A 15975-nucleotide genomic window follows, 5' to 3' on the forward strand; every position below is an offset into this window, starting at 1 on the left:
GCCGGCTCGACTCCCCGAGCCGGTTCATCACCTCGGTCGTCGCGCCCGCGGCGTCGACCGCCTGGCCCGCGACCTGCGCGGCCTGGCTCGCGTTGGACGCGATCTCGGCGATCGAGGAGCCCATCTGCTCGGCGCCCGCCGCGACCGTCTGGACGCTGCGGGAGACCTGCTCGGCGGCCGCCGAGACGACGCCCGCCTGCGACGCGGTCTCCTCGGCGTTCGCCGCGATCTGCGCGCTCGTGCTCGACATCTCCTCGGCCGCGCCCGCGAGCGTGCCCGAGGACGCGTCGATCGTCGTGACGACCGTGCGCAGCGACCCGACCGCGGCGTCGAGCGCCGAGCCCATCCGCCCGACCTCGTCCGCGGACGTCAGGCCGGCGGTCACCGTGAGGTCGCCGCGCTCGAGGGCCTCGCACACCAGGCGCACCCGGGTCAGCCCGCCCACGATCGACCGCGCGATGAGCACGCCCAGCCCGAGCGCGAGCACGAGCCCGACGACGAGCAGCAGGATCACGAGCGTCCGGACACCCTCGTACGCGGTGGTCGACTGCTCGACGGCGCCGGCCGCGTCGGACTTCTCGACGTCCACGAGCGCCTGCAGCGCGTCCATCATCGGGTCGATCTGCGCGCCAGCGACCTCGCGCGCCTCGCGCCAGGCCTCGACGTCGCCCTCGCGGCCGGCCGGGAACATCCGCTCGTCGCGGATCAGCACGTAGCCGTCGAGCGCCGCCTCGACCTCGTCGAGCAGCGCCTCCTGCTCGGGCGTCACGTCGAGCTCGCGGTAGGCGGCGAGCGCCTCGCGCCCGGCGGTCTCCGCGGCGCGCGACGCGGTCTCGTGCGCGTCGGCCTCCTCCGTCCCCGAGATGACCTGGTTGGCGGCCTCGAGGCGCATCTCGAGGACCGAGCGGCGCACGGTCGCGACGTGCTGGAAGCCCGTGAAGTTGTTCTCGTACATCGCGGTCGCGGCGGCGTTCGTGCTCGCGAGGGCGGCGACGCCCACGGTGCCCAGCAGGGCGGCGACGAGAGCGGCGACGACCACCGCGGTGAGGACCCGGGTCTGGACCCCGCGGTCGCGGAACCAGGAGAGGAAGGAGGTCCGGCGTTCTGCAGACATGACGGCTGTTCCGTTCTGTGGTGAGCACGGCCCTGCCCCGGACCGCACCCCCTCATTCGTCGCCTCGGGCACCCAGATGAGAGGTCCGAGGTCCTCCGCCCGCGTGCCGAGCGGGCGCGGCTGGGACACGATGAACCGCATGGCTCACGGACCCGCGCCGACCGTCCCGACCGACGTGCACCACCCCCGTCCGCAGTTCGTGCGGCCCGGCTGGGTGGACCTGAGCGGCCCGTGGGGCTTCGCGTTCGACGACGGCATGGTCGGCATGCACGACGACTGGCACGACGGCGACCCCGCGCACTTCGACCGGCGGATCCAGGTGCCGTTCCCGTTCGAGTCGCCCGCGAGCGGGATCGGCGACACCGGGTTCCACCCGGTCGTCTGGTACCGGCGCACCTTCACCGCGCACGAGCGCGACGGTCACCGGCTCCTCATGCACTTCGGCGCCGTCGACTACCGCGCGCACGTATGGGTCAACGGGCAGTCGGTCGCCTACCACGAGGGGGGCAACACCCCGTTCACGGCCGACATCACGTCGGCGCTGGTGCCGGAGGGCGAGCAGGTCGTCGTCGTCCGCGCCGAGGACCTGCCGGGCGACCTGCGCCAGCCGCGCGGCAAGCAGGACTGGCAGGCGGAGTCGCACGCGATCTGGTACGACCGCACGTCCGGGATCTGGCAGACGGTGTGGCTCGAGGAGGTCCCGGCCGCCCGCATCCGCGCGCTGCGCTGGAAGCCCGACGCGGACGGGCGGGGCGTCGACATGGACGTGCGCGTGCGGACCGACGGGCGGGACGGTGCCCGGCTGCGCGTCGTGCTGCGTCAGGGCGAGCGCGTCCTGTCCGACGACGTCTACTCGGTCGACCGCGGCCAGGTCCAGCGCCGGATCACGCTCGCGGAGCACGACATGAGCCTCGGGCACTCGGACCTCCTCTGGTCGCCCGAGCACCCCAACCTCATCGACGCGACGCTCGTGCTCCTCGACGGCGACGAGGTCCTCGACGTCGTGGGCAGCTACACCGCCGTCCGAAGCATCTCCGCGTCCCGCGACCGCCTGCTGCTGAACGGCCGGCCGTACTACCTGCGGCTCGTCCTCGCGCAGGGGTTCTGGCCCGAGTCCCACCTCGCCGCCCCTGACCCCGATGCCCTGCGGCGCGAGGTCCAGCTCGTCAAGGACCTCGGCTTCAACGGCGTGCGGCTGCACCAGAAGGTCGAGGACCCGCGGTTCCTCGCCTGGTGCGACCGCCTCGGGGTGCTCGTGTGGGCCGAGATGCCCGCGGCGTACGAGTTCTCGGTGACGACCATCCAGCGGCTCACCCGCGAGTGGCTCGAGGTGCTCGACCGCGACGCGAGCCACCCGTGCATCATCGCCTGGGTCCCGGTCAACGAGAGCTGGGGCGTGCCCGCGCTCGAGCGCTCGCCGGAGCAGCAGAACCTCGTGCGGGCGCTCTACCACCTGACGAAGTCGCTCGACGGCGACCGTCTCGTGATCGGCAACGACGGCTGGGAGCAGCCGGTGACGGACGTCGTCACGGTGCACGACTACGCCTCGCGCGGGCAGGTCCTGCGCGACCGGTACGCCGACTGGGACCGGCTCGAGCACACCCTCGCGCGGACGCAGCCCGCGTACCGCGTCGTGCTGCTCGCGGGCGCCTCGCGCGAGGACCGGCCCGTGCTGATCAGCGAGTTCGGGGGGATCTCCTACGACCCGGACCAGCGCGCCGGCTGGAGCGGGTACGGCTCCGTGCGCAGCAGCGACCAGCTGCTCGCCGGGTACCAGGACCTCGTGCACGCGCTGCTCGACAGCGCGGCCGTCGTCGGCTTCTGCTGGACCCAGCTCACCGACACCCAGCAGGAACGCAACGGGCTCCTGACCGCGGAGCGCGTCCCGAAGGCCCCCGTCGAGCAGATCCGGCGCATCACGACGCGCGTCTCGGCGGCCGTCCCGGGCGACGCGGTCGACGAGTTCTCCTACGGCGACTACCCCCCGGGCGGCCCCCGGGAGCCCTCCCCGGACTTCCGGATCGAGGGCGTCGGTGCGGACCTGGACCCGCGCTGACCTGCACCCCAGGCCCCTGACCTGGACACTTGCCCGTCTCCCGGAGGACGCTCGACGCGCCGGACCGGCGTTTCCGGCTTAGGTTGTCTGGCAGACCGGTTGGGTACACAGCCCGATGCACGGAGGACGCGAGGCCGCGTCCCCGATCTCGGAGGTACTGTGCGCCCGATCGACGCCGGCTCTGTCCACCCGCTCCACCCTCTCCCGGACGTGGGCCGTACGTTCGTGGGCGGCTTCGAGAGCACCTACCACCCGGCGTCCGGTGTCGATGCCCTCGAGGTCACCGGACACGTCGCCCGGTACGACGAGGACCTCGACCAGCTCCTCGCGGGCGGTGTGCGGCACCTGCGGTACCCGCTGCGGTGGCACCGCATCGAGGCCCAGCCCGGGGTCTTCGACTGGGACGAGACCGACCGCGTGCTCGGGACGCTGCGCGCGCGGGGTGCCGTCCCGATCGTCGACCTCGTGCACCACACGTCCTACCCCGACTGGCTGACCGACGGGTTCCGGGACGAGCGGTTCGGCCCGGCGTTCGTGCGGTACGCGACCGCCGTCGCCGACCGGTACCCGTGGCTGGCCGCGTACACCCTCTTCAACGAGCCGTTCGCGACGCTGTTCCTGTCCGGCCACGAGGCCCTCTGGCCGCCGTACGACCGCGGGGTCCCCGGCCTGCGCCGGCTGCTCCTCTCGGTGCTCCCGTCCCTGTCCGAGGCGGCGGCGTACTGGCGCACCGCACTGCCCGATGCTCACCACGTGTGGGTCGACACCGCGGAGCACCACACCGCGACCGGCCCCGGGGTCGACTACGCCGCGCTGGCCAACGACCGGCGCCACGTCGTCCTCGACCTCGCCCTCGGCCACGACCTCGATCTCGAGCGGCCGTTCCTCCGCGAGCTCGTCGTGGACGGCGGGGAGGAGCTGCTCACGCTCCCGCCGCTGCGGGTGGACGTGCTCGGGCTCGACTACTACTGCCACTCGGAGTGGTTCTACGACGAGCACGGCAGCCACGCGCCGTCGCCGCACCCGGTCGGCATGGCGGACGTCGTGCAGCAGTACGCGGAGCGCTACGGACTGCCGGTCATGCTGACCGAGACGAACCTGCGCGGGCTGCCCTCGGACCGCATCTCCTGGATGCGCTACACGCTCGAGCAGTACGAGCTCGCGCTGTCCCGCGGCGTCCCGCTGCACGGGTACTGCTGGTTCCCGCAGGTCGACTCCGCCGACTGGGACTCGCTGCTGGCGCGGGCCGCCGGCCGGGTCGACCCCGTCGGGGTGGTCTCGCTCGACGCGGACGGCACGCGCCGGCGCACGGAGTTCACCGACGCCTGGGAGCGCGCCGCCGCCGGCGCCCCGGTCGCGGACCTCCCGGCGGTGCGCTTCCAGCCGCCGTGCGACGAGCAGCTCCAGGGCCTCCTGCCGTCGCTGGCGCACTGGCCGTGGCTCGACCCGACCCCCGAGCAGACGGTCCCGGCGCTGAGCGCCGACCTCCCCACGGGCCGCACCGGCTCCCCCGACCTCTCCGACCACGACCTCGACACCCGGGAGCACACCATGACCACGTTGCCGTCGTCCGCCGTACCGGCCACGACCGAGCCGACGCAGCCCGATCTCGTCGTGCTGTCCCATCTCCGGTGGCCGTGGGTCTGGCAGCGACCCCAGCACATCGTGTCCCGGCTCGCCCGGCAGCGGGCCGAGGCCGGCGCCCGGACGTACGTCGTCGAGGAGCCGGTCGTCGCGGACGTCGACACCCCCCGCCTCGGGACCGAGGAGGTCGACGGGATCACGCGCGTGTGGCTCGTGATGCCGGTCGCGGACAGCCCCACCCTGCGCTCCGAGGCCCACCCGGCCGACCGGGGCTTCGAGGACGCGGCGGCCGACTGCTACGGCGCGCTGCTCGCCGCGATGCTCGGGGAGCGGGCGCTGCCCCCCGACGTGTGGGTGTACACCCCCATGGCGTTCGAGCTCGCGCAGCACCTCGAGCCGGGCCGGCTCGTGTACGACGTCATGGACGACCTCGCGTCGTTCAAGGACGCGCCCGAGGGCCTCGTCCTGCGCCAGCGCCGGCTGCTCGCGGAGGCCGACGTCGTCTTCACCGGGGGGCCGTCGCTCGACCGGTCCATCCGCAAGCAGCGCACCACGGGTGTGCACCTGTTCCGCAGCGGCGTCGAGACGGAGCACTACGCGCAGAGCCGGCTGCTGCGCACCGAGCACGAGCGCCCGGTCGCGGGCTACGTCGGTGTCGTCGACGAGCGGCTGGACCTCGACCTCCTCGACGAGCTCGCGGAGTACCTGCCCGACTGGACGATCCGGGTCGTCGGGCCCGTCGCGAAGATCGACCCCGCCGACCTGCCACGGCGACCGAACATCGAGTACCCGGGCATGGCGCGGTACGACGAGCTGCCCGAGGTCATGGCCGGCTTCGACGTCGCGCTGATGCCGTTCGCCCTGAACGAGGCCACGCGCTCGATCAGCCCCACCAAGACGCTCGAGTACCTCGCCGCAGGGCTGCCCGTGGTCTCGACGGGGGTCGCGGACGTGATCGCCGACTACGCCGACGTCGTCTGCCTCGCCGACGACGGCCAGCAGTTCGCGGCGGCGTGCCGGCGTGTGCTGCTCGACGACCCCCGGGCGCGCGACCGCCGGGCGAGGCCGCTGCAGGCGCGCCAGGAGTGGGACCACATCGCGTCCTCCATGGCCGGGCTGCTCGACGCGGCCCGGTCCGCGGGCGCCGGCACCCGGGCGGAGGAGACGGCGTGACCGCGTGGCAGGCGCAGCTGCGGCGCACCGCGCTCGCGCACGACCTCGAGGAGGCGCACCGGTACGCCGTCGGCGCCGCGTCCGCCGGGCTGCGGGACGCCGGGCTCGGTCCCGTGCGGCTCACCGGCACGGCCGTCCCGCTGCTGGCTGACGCCGCCGTCACGTCCGCGACGCCGTTCGTCCGCGCGCCGCTGCTCGCCCGGCTGTCCCGGGTCCGGCGGCTGCACAGCCCGTCGCCCGCGACCGGGCCCGACCTCTGCCCGACGTGCCGGGTCCCGGCACCGTGCCCGACGACGAAGGAGCTGGACCAGTGACGAGCACCCACCCCTCCGGCACCGCGGGCCTCGCCGACCGGCTCGCGTCCGCCGACCTCGTCGTCGTCGGCTCCGGCTTCTTCGGCCTCACGGTGGCCGAGCGTGCGGCCACCGAGCTCGGGAAGCGCGTCGTCGTGCTCGAGCGCCGCGCCCACCTCGGCGGGAACGCCTGGTCGGAGTTCGAGCCCGAGACCGGCATCGAGGTGCACCGCTACGGCGCGCACCTGTTCCACACGTCGAACCAGCGGGTCTGGGACTACGTGCGCCGGTTCACCGACTTCACCGGGTACCAGCACCGCGTGTTCACGGTGAGCAAGGGCCAGACGTTCCCGATGCCCATCAACCTCGGCACCATCTGCCAGTTCGTCGGGCAGCACCTGTCCCCGACCGAGGCCCGGGCGCTCGTGCGCGAGCACGCCGCCGAGATCGACCCGGCGCACGTCGGGAACCTCGAGGACAAGGCCATCTCCCTGATCGGGCGCCCGCTGTACGAGGCGTTCGTGCGCGGGTACACCGAGAAGCAGTGGCAGACCGACCCGCGCGAGCTGCCCCCGGAGATCATCAGCAGGCTCCCCGTGCGCTACAACTTCGACAACCGCTACTTCAACGACACCTTCGAGGGCCTGCCGGTCGACGGGTACGCCGCGTGGCTCGAGCGCCTCGCCGACCACCCGCTGGTCGAGGTGGTCCTCGAGGTCGACTACCTCGACGTGCGCGGGCTCGTCCCGGCGGGCGTGCCGGTCGTGTACACCGGGCCACTCGACACGTACTTCGGGGACGCCGAGGGGCGGCTCGGGTGGCGCACGCTCGACTTCCAGCAGGAGGTGCTGCCGATCGGCGACTTCCAGGGGACGTCCGTCATGAACTACGCGGACTCCGACGTGCCGTGGACCCGGATCCACGAGTTCCGGCACTTCCACCCCGAGCGCGACTACCCGGAGGACCGGACGGTCGTCGTGCGCGAGTACTCCCGGACGGCCGAGCCCGGCGACGAGCCGTACTACCCGATCAGCACCGCGCGGGACCGCGAGGTCCTGGCGCGGTACCGGGAGCGCGCCGCCGCGGAGCCCGACGTGTTCTTCGGCGGGCGGCTCGGGACGTACCAGTACCTCGACATGCACATGGCGATCGCGTCGGCGATGTCGATGTTCGACAACCGGCTCGCGGCGCGGCTCACCGAGGGCTGACCGGGCGGGGGCCCGTGGCGCCGCGGCCACCCGCGCGCGGCGTCGCGGGCTCGCGCGCACCGGGCTCGTGCTGACGCCGCCCCGTCACGACGCCGGCGCCGGACCCGGGTCGTGGACCGTCGGCCGGTCGAGCCGCAGCCGGAACCACACGCCCTTGCCGGCCGCGCTCCCGTCGGTCCCCCACGCCTCCGCGAACCGCTCGACGAGCTCCATGCCGCGCCCCCCGGTGTCCTCGCGGCGCGCGTGCTTGACCACGGGCGCGTGGGGGTTGTCGTCCTGCACGGAGACCGTGATCGACCCCGCGGCGCACGTCACCGTCACGGCGACGAGCTCACGCACCAGCCCGTACTTGACGGCGTTGGTCACGACCTCGCTCGTGAGGAGCTTGGCCAGCGCGAGCGTGGGGTCACCCGCGCCGTGCTCGCGCGCGACGCCCACGACCCAGTGCCGGCTGGTGTGCGCGGACTGCGGGACGGCCGGGACGCGGAGCGTGCGGCGGTCGGCGCCCGGTCCGGCGGGGCCCGGGTCGCCGGCGTCCCGGGGCGTCCGGGTGCGCTCCTCGGCCACCGGGGACGCGGGGGCGCGGTCCGCGAGCGCCGGGTCGCCTGCGCGGTGCACGCGGATGGCGACGACCGCGACGTCGTCCTCGGGGTGCGGCGGCAGCATCGCGCCCAGGACGTCGTCGCACAGCTCCTCGAGCGGCGCGCCGGCCGACGCCGCGAGCCGGGTGCGCAGGGCCTCGATGCCGAGCGGGACGCTCTCCCCGCGCCGCTCGACGAGCCCGTCCGTGTACAGGAAGAGCACCGAGCCGGCGGCGAGCTCCGCGGTCCACTCGTCGCGCTCCGCCTCCGGGTTGATGCCCAGGAGGAGGTTCGTGCGCTCGCCCGCGAGCTGCGTGACCGAGCCGTCCGGGTGCGCGACGAGCGGCGGGAGGTGCCCCGCGTTCGACCACCGCACGACCCGGTCGTCGCCGTCCGGCTCGCCGGGCACGCGCTCGACGCGCGCGACGAGCCCCGTCGCGACGGTCGGGAGCTCGAGCGTGTCGATCGCCCGGTCGACGGCCCGGACGAGCTCGGCCGGCGACGCGGGCGTCGTGACGGCGATCCCGCGCAGCATCGCCCGGAGCTGGCCCATCGCGGCGGCGGCCTCGATGTCGTGCCCGACGACGTCGCCGATCACGACGACGGTCTCGCCGCTGCGCTGCACGAACACGTCGTACCAGTCCCCGCCGACCTGGGTCGCCTGCGCCGCCGGGACGTAGCGGACCGCGACCTCGAGGCCGGCGGGCTGCGGCGGGTCACTGAGCAGCGAGCGCTGGAGCGTCTCCGACGTCCGTGCCGCGACCGCGGCGGCCTCCCGCTCGGCCTGCAGCGCCATGAGCCGGTCGAGCGCCTGGGCGCACTGCGCCGCGAGGCTGTCGAGCAGCTCGAGCTCGTCGGCGTCGAACGTGCGCTCCTCGACCCAGGACACCGCGAGCGCACCGACGCACGCGTCGCGCACCGTCAGCGGGAGGATCGCCCACGCGTCGCGCTGCGTGTCGGCGTACGCCGCGGCCATGCTCGGGTGGAACGCGACGCCCGACGCCCGCGTGGGCAGCAGCAGCCGTCGCCCGGTGCGCGCGACCCACGGCCCCGCCAGCGGGCTGTCGAACGGCAGGTGCTGGTACCGGTCCTGCACGTGCTCGCCGAGCGCGGCGGCGCTGACCCGCCAGCCGCCTACCTCGTCGCGCGTGAACAGGGCCCCGCCCGCGGCGCCGAGCACCTGCGGGCCCTGGGCGAGGACGATCCGCTCGAGGTCCTGCACGCTCTCCGCGGAGGTGAGCCGCAGCGCGACCTCGCCGAGGCCCGCGACCCGGCGCGCGGCGACGTCCCGGGCCTCCTGCGCGGCGACGAGCTCCTGCAGCCGCACGTAGAGGTCGGCCTCGAGCGCCTCGACGTGCTCGGGCAGGGGCGCCTCGCCGCCGGTGTCCCGGCCGCGGGCGCGCCGTTCGGCGACGTAGGCGGTCACGTCCTCGACGCGCTCGAGGACCAGGCCCGGTCCGCCGTCGTGACCCGGCAGCGCGACGAGCGTGAGCGACCAGAACCGCTCGGCCCGCCCGCCGCCGGGGACGTCGACGTCGTACTTCGCGAGCGGCACGACCTGGCTGCGCCCGGTGTCGCGGACCCGCTCGAGCGCGAGCTGCAGCGGGTGGCGGCCCTGCTCGTCGACCGTCGCGGGGTCCGGGGGGAACGCCTCGAAGAGCGGGCGACCGACGAGCTCCTCGCGGCCGCGGCCCACGAGCCCGACGTACGCCGCGTTCACCTCGACGACGACGAGGTCGTGGTCGAGCACGAGGTACGCGGTCGGCGAGGCGTCGAAGACCCGACGGAGGTCGACGGCGCCGTCGAGGGCCGCCGGTGCCCGCTCGTCCCGCATGTGCCTCCTCGACGACGACGGTCGTGCCGCGACCGGGGCCGTGCCCGCCGTGAGCACCGCCGGGACCCTCCGGTCCGCTGACGCACATCTTCGCCTGCTGCACACCGCTCCCGCGCCCCAGACGTGCCGCGCGGGCGGGTGGACCTGCAACCCGCCGTGGCCCCGCGCGTTACACCGGCGTCACGCGCGTGCGGTTCACTCGGCCGTCCCATGGATCTGACCTCCGTCCGGACCGTCCGCGTCCCGCACCGCCGGGACGAGCTCGGGTGCGCGCCGGGCGAGGTCCTGCTCGGCGGCGGGACGTGGCTGTTCTCCGAGCCGCAGCCGGGCGTGACCGGGCTCGTCGACCTCGCCGGGCTCGGCTGGCCGCCGCTGACCGTGACCGGCGCGGGCCTGAGCATCGCGGGGACGTGCACGCTCGCGGAGCTGGGCGCGGCCACGCCCGGGCTGCCCGCGCCGGTGGCGGCGCTCGTCGGCGCGTGCTGCGACGCGCTGCTCGGCTCGTTCACGGTCCGGCACGCGGCGACCGTGGGCGGCAACGTCTGCCTCGCGCTGCCCGCGGGGCCGATGATCGCGCTCGCCGCGACGCTCGACGCCGACGCGCTCGTGTGGACGCCCGGCGGCGGCGAGCGCACCGAGCCCGTCGCCGATCTCGTGCTCGGCGTGCGGCGCACCGCGCTGCGTCCCGGCGAGGTGCTGCGGTCGGTCGAGGTCCCGCGCGCCGTGCTCGACGCCCGCACGGCGGCGCGCCGGATCGCGCTGTCGCCGCTCGGGCGCTCCGGGGCGTTCGTGACAGGGCGGGTCGACGCCACGGGGCGCACGGTCGTCGTGGTGACCGCCTCGACGCCGCGGCCCCACGTCCTGCGGTTCGACGCCCCGCCGGGTCCGGGCGAGCTCGCCGGCGCCGTGCACGCGATCGACGACTGGTACGACGACCCGCACGGCGCGCCGGACTGGCGGCACGCGATGACCGTGCTGCTCGCCGAGGAGGTCCGCGCCGAGCTCGCGGCGGCACCTCCCCCGGCGCCGGCCGGCCGGGGCGGTGGCGCATGAGGTTCCACGTCGACGGCGAGCCCGTCGAGGCCGCCCCCCGGCCCGGTCAGGTCCTGCGGACGCTGCTGCGCGAGCACGGCCACCACGCGGTCAAGAAGGGCTGCGACGCGGGCGACTGCGGCGCGTGCACCGTGCTGCTCGACGGCGCCGCCGTGCACGCGTGCCTCGTGCCGGCGCACCGGCTCGACGGCCGGTCCGTCACCACCGCGGCGGGCCTCGGCACCCCCGACGCGCTGCACCCGCTGCAGCGCGCGTTCGTCGACGCGGGCGCGTTCCAGTGCGGGTTCTGCACCGCGGGCATGGTCGTGACGGCCTCGACCTTCACCGACGAGGAGCGCGCCGACCCCGAGGCGCTCGCGCGGCTGCTCAAGGGCAACCTGTGCCGGTGCACCGGGTACCGGTCGATCCGCGACGGGATCTGCGGCGTCGTCAACACCGGCCCGGCGCCGGCCGGGGACGCCGCCGGGCGCTCGGTCCCGGCGCCCGCCGCGGTGCGCGTCGTCACCGGGACCGAGCCCTACACGCTCGACGTCCGCACGCCCGACCTCGCACACGTCGCCGTGCTCGGCAGCCCGCACGCGCACGCGCGCATCACCGCGATCGACACGCGCGCGGCCGAGGCCATGCCCGGCGTGCGGGCCGTGCTGACGCACCACGACTCCCCCGCGACGCTGTTCTCGACCGGCCGCCACGAGTCCCGCACGGACGACCCCGACGACACGCGCGTGCTCGACCCGGTGCTGCGCTTCCGCGGCCAGCGCGTCGCCGCCGTGGTCGCCGACTCCCTCGCGGAGGCCGAGCGCGCGCTCGACGCGCTCCTGGTCGACTACGAGGTGCTGCCCGCGGTGCTCGACCCCGAGCTCGCGGACCTGCCCGGGGCGCCGCTCGTGCACGGCGACAAGGGGCCCGAGAGCCGCATCGCCGCCCCGGAGCGCAACACCGTCGCGGAGATGCACGGCGAGCTCGGCGACGTCGACGCCGCGCTCGCCGCCGCCGACGTGGTCGTCACCGGGACCTGGCGCACGCCGCGCGTCAACCACGCGGCGCTCGAGACGCACGCGACGCGGGGGTGGCTCGACGCCGACGGGCGCCTGGTGCTGCGCACGTCGAGCCAGGTGCCGTTCCTCGTGCGCGACGAGATCGCCCACGTCCTCGGCCTCGACCGCGAGCGCGTGCGGGTCTTCACCGGGCGCATCGGCGGCGGGTTCGGCGGCAAGCAGGAGATGCTCACCGAGGACCTCGTCGCGCTCGCCGTGCTCCGCATCGGGCGCCCCGTGCAGTACGAGATGACGCGCGAGGACGAGTTCCGTGTCGCCCCGACGCGGCACCCGATGCGCGTGACCGTGACGCTCGGTGCCACGCGCGACGGCGTGCTCACGGCGATGGCGGTCGACGAGCTCGCCGACACCGGCGCGTACGGCAACCACGGCGTCGGCGTCATGTTCCACAGCGTCAACGAGTCGACGAGCGTGTACCGCTGCCCGAACAAGCGCGTCGACGCCCGGTCGGTCTACACCCACACGCTCCCGTCGGGGGCGTTCCGCGGGTACGGGCTCGGGCAGGTCGCGTTCGCGGTCGAGTCCGCGCTCGACGAGCTCGCCCGGGAGCTCGGCATCGACCCGTTCGACCTGCGGCGGCGCAACGTCGTCGTGCCCGGCGACCCGCTCGTCGTGACCGACCCCGCCGGGCACCCCGAGCTGCTCTACGGCAGCTACGGGCTCGACCAGTGCCTCGACCTCGCGCAGGACGCCCTCGCGCGGGGCGACGGCGTCGCGGCGCCGACCGGGCCCACGTGGCGGACCGGCACCGGCATGGCGCTCGCGATGATCGCGACGCTCCCCCCGCGCGGGCACCACGCCGAGGTCGCCGCGCGGCTCCTGCCCGGGGGCGACGTCGAGGTCGACGTCGGGACGGCGGAGTTCGGCAACGGGACGACGACGGTCCACGCGCAGCTCGTCGCGACCGCGCTCGGCACGCGCACCGACCGGGTGCGGGTGCGCCAGTCCGACACCGACACCGCGCGCTACGACACCGGCGCGTACGGGTCGGCGGGCGTCGTCGTCGCCGGCCGGGCGCTGCACGTCGCGGCGCTCGCGCTCGCAGCGGCGATGGAGCGGAGGGCGGTCGCGCTGGTCGGCGCGGGTCAGGGTGCGAGCTCGGGTGCGTCGCCGCTCGTCGCGCACGGCGGTGCGGCGGGGCCGACGACGGACGCGGCCCGCGACGAGGACGCGCACGACGTCCGGGTGGTCGACGGCGGCGTCCTCGTCGGCGACCGGCTCGTCACCGCCGACGAGCTGCTCGCCGCCGGACCGCTCGAGGCCGACGCGAGCGAGCACGGCGCGCTGCGGTCGGTCGCGTTCAACGTGCACGCGTTCCGGGTCGCGGTCGACACCGCGACGGGCGAGGTCCGCGTCCTGCAGTCCGTCCAGGCGGTCGACGCCGGGACGGTGCTCAACCCCGAGCAGCTGCGCGGCCAGGTCGAGGGCGGGACGGCCCAGGCGCTCGGCACCGCACTGCACGAGGAGGTCCGGCTCGACGCCGAGGGGCGCGTGACGACCGCGGCGTTCCGCAGCTACCACGTGCCCCAGATGTCCGACGTGCCGGTCACCGAGGTCCTGTTCGCCCGCACGCACGACGACCTGGGCCCGCTCGGCGCGAAGTCGATGAGCGAGGCGCCGTACAACCCGGTCGCCCCGGCGCTCGCCAACGCGGTGCGCGACGCGCTCGGGGTGCGGCCCCACGCGCTGCCGATGACGCGCGACCGGGTGTGGCGGCTCGCCGCGGGGTGCCGGGTCGCGCCCTCGGACGCGGCACCCTGATCCCGCGTGCCTCCGGCAGCGAGGTCCGGGACCGGACCGGCTCGCGTCAGCCCGCGGGAGCCAGGCACCGGGACCGGCGCCCGTCAGCCCGCCCGGTCGGGGAGCCGGACCGCGAACCTGTCCGGCTCCGGGTCCGGCGGCGACACGCCGAGCCGGGCCGCGAGCGCCATCGCGTCGAACGGTGCGCGGACCTTGACGTCGTTGTCGAAGTACACGAACACGTCGCGCGGGCGGTCCGGCGCGGGCGGCGTGAGGCGCGGGCCGTCGGGCGGCGGGGTGCCCGTCGACCAGGCCCGGACCTTGGCCGCCCACGCGTCGAGGGCCGCGTCGTCGTACCCCGACACGTACAGCTCGCTGTCGCCGTGCAGCCGCACGTAGACGACGTCGCTCGTGACGTCCTCGAGGTGCGGCCACGTCCCCGCGGTGTCCGCGACCACGAGCCCGACGTCGTGCGCGCGCAGCAGCGCGGGGAACGCCGGGTCGAGGGACGTCCCGTGCCGCACCTCGAGGACGTGCCGCAGCGGCCGGTCCTCGTCGACCGTGGTCAGGGCCCTCCCCTCGGGCACCTTGTCGTCGTGCCCCTCGGCCAGCACCGCCGCGGCGGCCGTGGAGCGCGGCAGCAGGTCGAAGAACCGGGCGAGCCGGTCGGCGTCGAACCCCAGGTTCGGCGGGAGCTGCCACAGGACCGGTCCCGTGCGGTCGCCGAGCGCGAGCACGCCGGAGGCGAAGAAGTTCGCGACGGCGGTCTCGACGCCCGCGAGCTTCTTCAGGTGCGTCACGAAGCGCGGGCCCTTGACCGAGAACACGAAGCCCTCGGGCGTGTCCGCGCGCCACGCCCGGTAGCTGTCGGGGGTCTGCAGCGAGTAGAACGAGCCGTTGATCTCGATCGAGCCGAGGTGCCGCGAGGCCCACTCGAGCTCGCGCCGCTGCGGCAGCCCGCGCGGGTAGAACTCGCCGCGCCACGGCACGTACCGCCAGCCGGAGATGCCGATCCGCACCTGCCCCGACCCGGTCATGCTCGCGACTCTAGGAGCCGGGCGGGCGACGCACCCGGCGAGAGCGCGTCACGCGTTCGCGAGCGCCTCGGCCGTCGTGCGGTGGATCGGCCCCGACGCCGCGCGCAGCGGCTCCCCGCTCGCGCCCGAGCGCACCGCGAGCACCTCGGCCAGGATCGCGACCGCGGTCTCCTGCGGCGTGCTCGCCCCGACGTCGAGGCCGATGGGCGAGCGCAGCCGGGCGATCGCGTCCTCGCCGACGCCGCGCGCCCGCAGCTCCGCGACCCGGCGCTCGTGGGTCCGGCGCGAGCCCATGGCCCCGACGTACCCGGCCGGTGACGCGAGGGCGAGCGCGACCGCCTCGGTGTCGAAGCGCGCGTCGTGGCTCAGCACGCACACCGCGGCCCGCTGGTCGAGCGCCGTCTTCCGCAGGTAGGTCGTCGGCCACGCGAGCACGACCTCGACGCCGGGGAACCGCTCGGCCGTCGCGAACAGCGGCCGCGGGTCGCACACCGTGACGCGGTACCCGAGCAGCCGCCCGGCGGCGGCGAGCGCGACCGAGAAGTCCATCGCACCGACGACCACGAGCCGCGGGGGCGCGACCTCGACCTCGACGAACACCTCGACCGCGTCGACCGGGGCACCGGCCGCCCCGTCGCACGCGAGCGTCGCTGTGCCCGTCCGCCCGGACGCGAGCCGGGCCGCAACCTCGACGTCGAGCTGTCGCGCGAGCCACGAGGGCGCCTCCGGCGCGCCGGCCGGTGGGCCCGCGTCCTGGCCGGGATCGACGTCGCGGCCGGGCCCGACGCCGCGGACGACGTCCCCGAGCGGCTCGCCCGGCGCGTCGTCGTCCGCCGGCAGCACCGACACGAGCGCGACCGCCTCCCCGCGCACGGCCGCCCGCAGGCGCTCGACGAGCGGGTCGCCCGGCGCGACGCGCTGCACGTGGACCCGCAGCCGCCCGCCGCACGTGAGCCCGACCGAGAACGCCGTCTCGTCGCTCACCCCGTAGGTCGCGGTCCGCGCCCGGCCGTCGGCGAGCACGCGCTCGCACACCTCGACGACCGCCGCCTCGACGCAGCCGCCCGCGACCGTGCCGACCACCGCGGTCCCGTCGAACGCCATGGACGTGCCCACGGTCCGCGGTGCGCTGCCGTCGACCCGCACGACGGTGCCGACCGCGAGCGTGCGGCCCGCGTCGAGCGCGGTGAGCAGCCGGTCGGCGATCTCGAGCATCCCGCCACGGTCGCACCGCCGGACGGCAC

The 15975-nt window shown here is 75.5% G+C and carries 10 protein-coding genes; 6 read left to right on the forward strand and 4 right to left on the reverse strand.

The genetic code is table 11. The features are described 5' to 3' along the window. Window positions 1–1114: MCP four helix bundle domain-containing protein (locus CCE01nite_RS00005; protein ID WP_170223918.1), on the reverse strand; the 1114-nt coding region annotated here is incomplete at its 3' end. Between the two features lie 139 nt (window positions 1115–1253). Between CCE01nite_RS00005 and CCE01nite_RS00010 the strand changes: the two genes are divergently transcribed. The 4 genes from CCE01nite_RS00010 (at window position 1254) to glf (ending at window position 7428) form a co-directional block, all read left to right on the forward strand. Next, on the forward strand, window positions 1254–3170 hold the full coding sequence (locus CCE01nite_RS00010; RefSeq protein ID WP_084142585.1) for a sugar-binding domain-containing protein: 1917 nt from the start codon (window positions 1254–1256) through the stop codon (window positions 3168–3170). Between the two features lie 210 nt (window positions 3171–3380). Further along, window positions 3381–5927: a glycosyltransferase gene (locus CCE01nite_RS00015; protein WP_141371808.1), complete on the forward strand. Its 2547-nt coding sequence runs from the start codon at window positions 3381–3383 to the stop codon at window positions 5925–5927. Then, window positions 5924–6241 carry a hypothetical protein gene (locus CCE01nite_RS00020; protein ID WP_034628049.1) on the forward strand — a complete coding sequence of 106 codons (318 nt, stop codon included), beginning with the start codon at window positions 5924–5926 and terminating at the stop codon, window positions 6239–6241. The genes CCE01nite_RS00015 and CCE01nite_RS00020 overlap by 4 nt, the downstream gene beginning before the upstream one ends. Continuing rightward, window positions 6238–7428, forward strand: coding sequence for a UDP-galactopyranose mutase (gene glf, locus CCE01nite_RS00025; protein WP_052103894.1), 1191 nt, complete (start codon window positions 6238–6240; stop codon window positions 7426–7428). Before CCE01nite_RS00020 ends, glf begins: the two co-directional genes overlap by 4 nt. Before the next feature lie 84 nt (window positions 7429–7512). Here the strand turns inward: glf and CCE01nite_RS00030 are convergent, their stop codons facing one another. After that, window positions 7513–9843 carry an ATP-binding SpoIIE family protein phosphatase gene (locus CCE01nite_RS00030; RefSeq protein WP_052103897.1) on the reverse strand — a complete coding sequence of 777 codons (2331 nt, stop codon included), beginning with the start codon at window positions 9841–9843 and terminating at the stop codon, window positions 7513–7515. Window positions 9844–10053: 210 nt separating this feature from the next. On the opposite strand from CCE01nite_RS00030, the gene CCE01nite_RS00035 reads away from it, so the two are divergent. Both CCE01nite_RS00035 and CCE01nite_RS00040 read left to right on the forward strand, forming a co-directional pair. Further along, window positions 10054–10896 carry an FAD binding domain-containing protein gene (locus CCE01nite_RS00035; RefSeq protein WP_034628052.1) on the forward strand — a complete coding sequence of 281 codons (843 nt, stop codon included), beginning with the start codon at window positions 10054–10056 and terminating at the stop codon, window positions 10894–10896. Beyond that, complete coding sequence (locus tag CCE01nite_RS00040; protein ID WP_052103899.1) at window positions 10893–13715, forward strand: molybdopterin-dependent oxidoreductase; 2823 nt, start codon at window positions 10893–10895, stop codon at window positions 13713–13715. Before CCE01nite_RS00035 ends, CCE01nite_RS00040 begins: the two co-directional genes overlap by 4 nt. An 83-nt stretch (window positions 13716–13798) precedes the next feature. Here the strand turns inward: CCE01nite_RS00040 and CCE01nite_RS00045 are convergent, their stop codons facing one another. Both CCE01nite_RS00045 and CCE01nite_RS00050 read right to left on the reverse strand, forming a co-directional pair. Next, a complete protein-coding gene (locus tag CCE01nite_RS00045) occupies window positions 13799–14731 on the reverse strand; it encodes a DUF72 domain-containing protein (protein WP_141371809.1) in 933 nt (310 codons plus the stop codon). A gap of 48 nt (window positions 14732–14779) precedes the next feature. Next, window positions 14780–15946 (reverse strand): XdhC family protein, encoded by a 1167-nt coding sequence (locus tag CCE01nite_RS00050; protein WP_034628054.1) that lies wholly within the window; start codon window positions 15944–15946, stop codon window positions 14780–14782. Window positions 15947–15975: the final 29 nt, after the last annotated feature.

This window comes from Cellulomonas cellasea, assembly GCF_006538745.1.
Lineage (GTDB): Bacteria > Actinomycetota > Actinomycetes > Actinomycetales > Cellulomonadaceae > Cellulomonas_A > Cellulomonas_A cellasea.

Bases quoted from the DNA above. Each gene is read 5' to 3' on its own strand.
- CCE01nite_RS00010 (WP_084142585.1), top strand. From the start codon at position 1,254: ATGGCTCACGGACCCGCGCCGACCGTCCCGACCGACGTGCACCACCCC.
- CCE01nite_RS00030 (WP_052103897.1), bottom strand. From the start codon at position 9,843: ATGCGGGACGAGCGGGCACCGGCGGCCCTCGACGGCGCCGTCGACCTC.
- CCE01nite_RS00035 (WP_034628052.1), top strand. From the start codon at position 10,054: ATGGATCTGACCTCCGTCCGGACCGTCCGCGTCCCGCACCGCCGGGAC.
- CCE01nite_RS00040 (WP_052103899.1), top strand. From the start codon at position 10,893: ATGAGGTTCCACGTCGACGGCGAGCCCGTCGAGGCCGCCCCCCGGCCC.
- CCE01nite_RS00045 (WP_141371809.1), bottom strand. From the start codon at position 14,731: ATGACCGGGTCGGGGCAGGTGCGGATCGGCATCTCCGGCTGGCGGTAC.
- CCE01nite_RS00050 (WP_034628054.1), bottom strand. From the start codon at position 15,946: ATGCTCGAGATCGCCGACCGGCTGCTCACCGCGCTCGACGCGGGCCGC.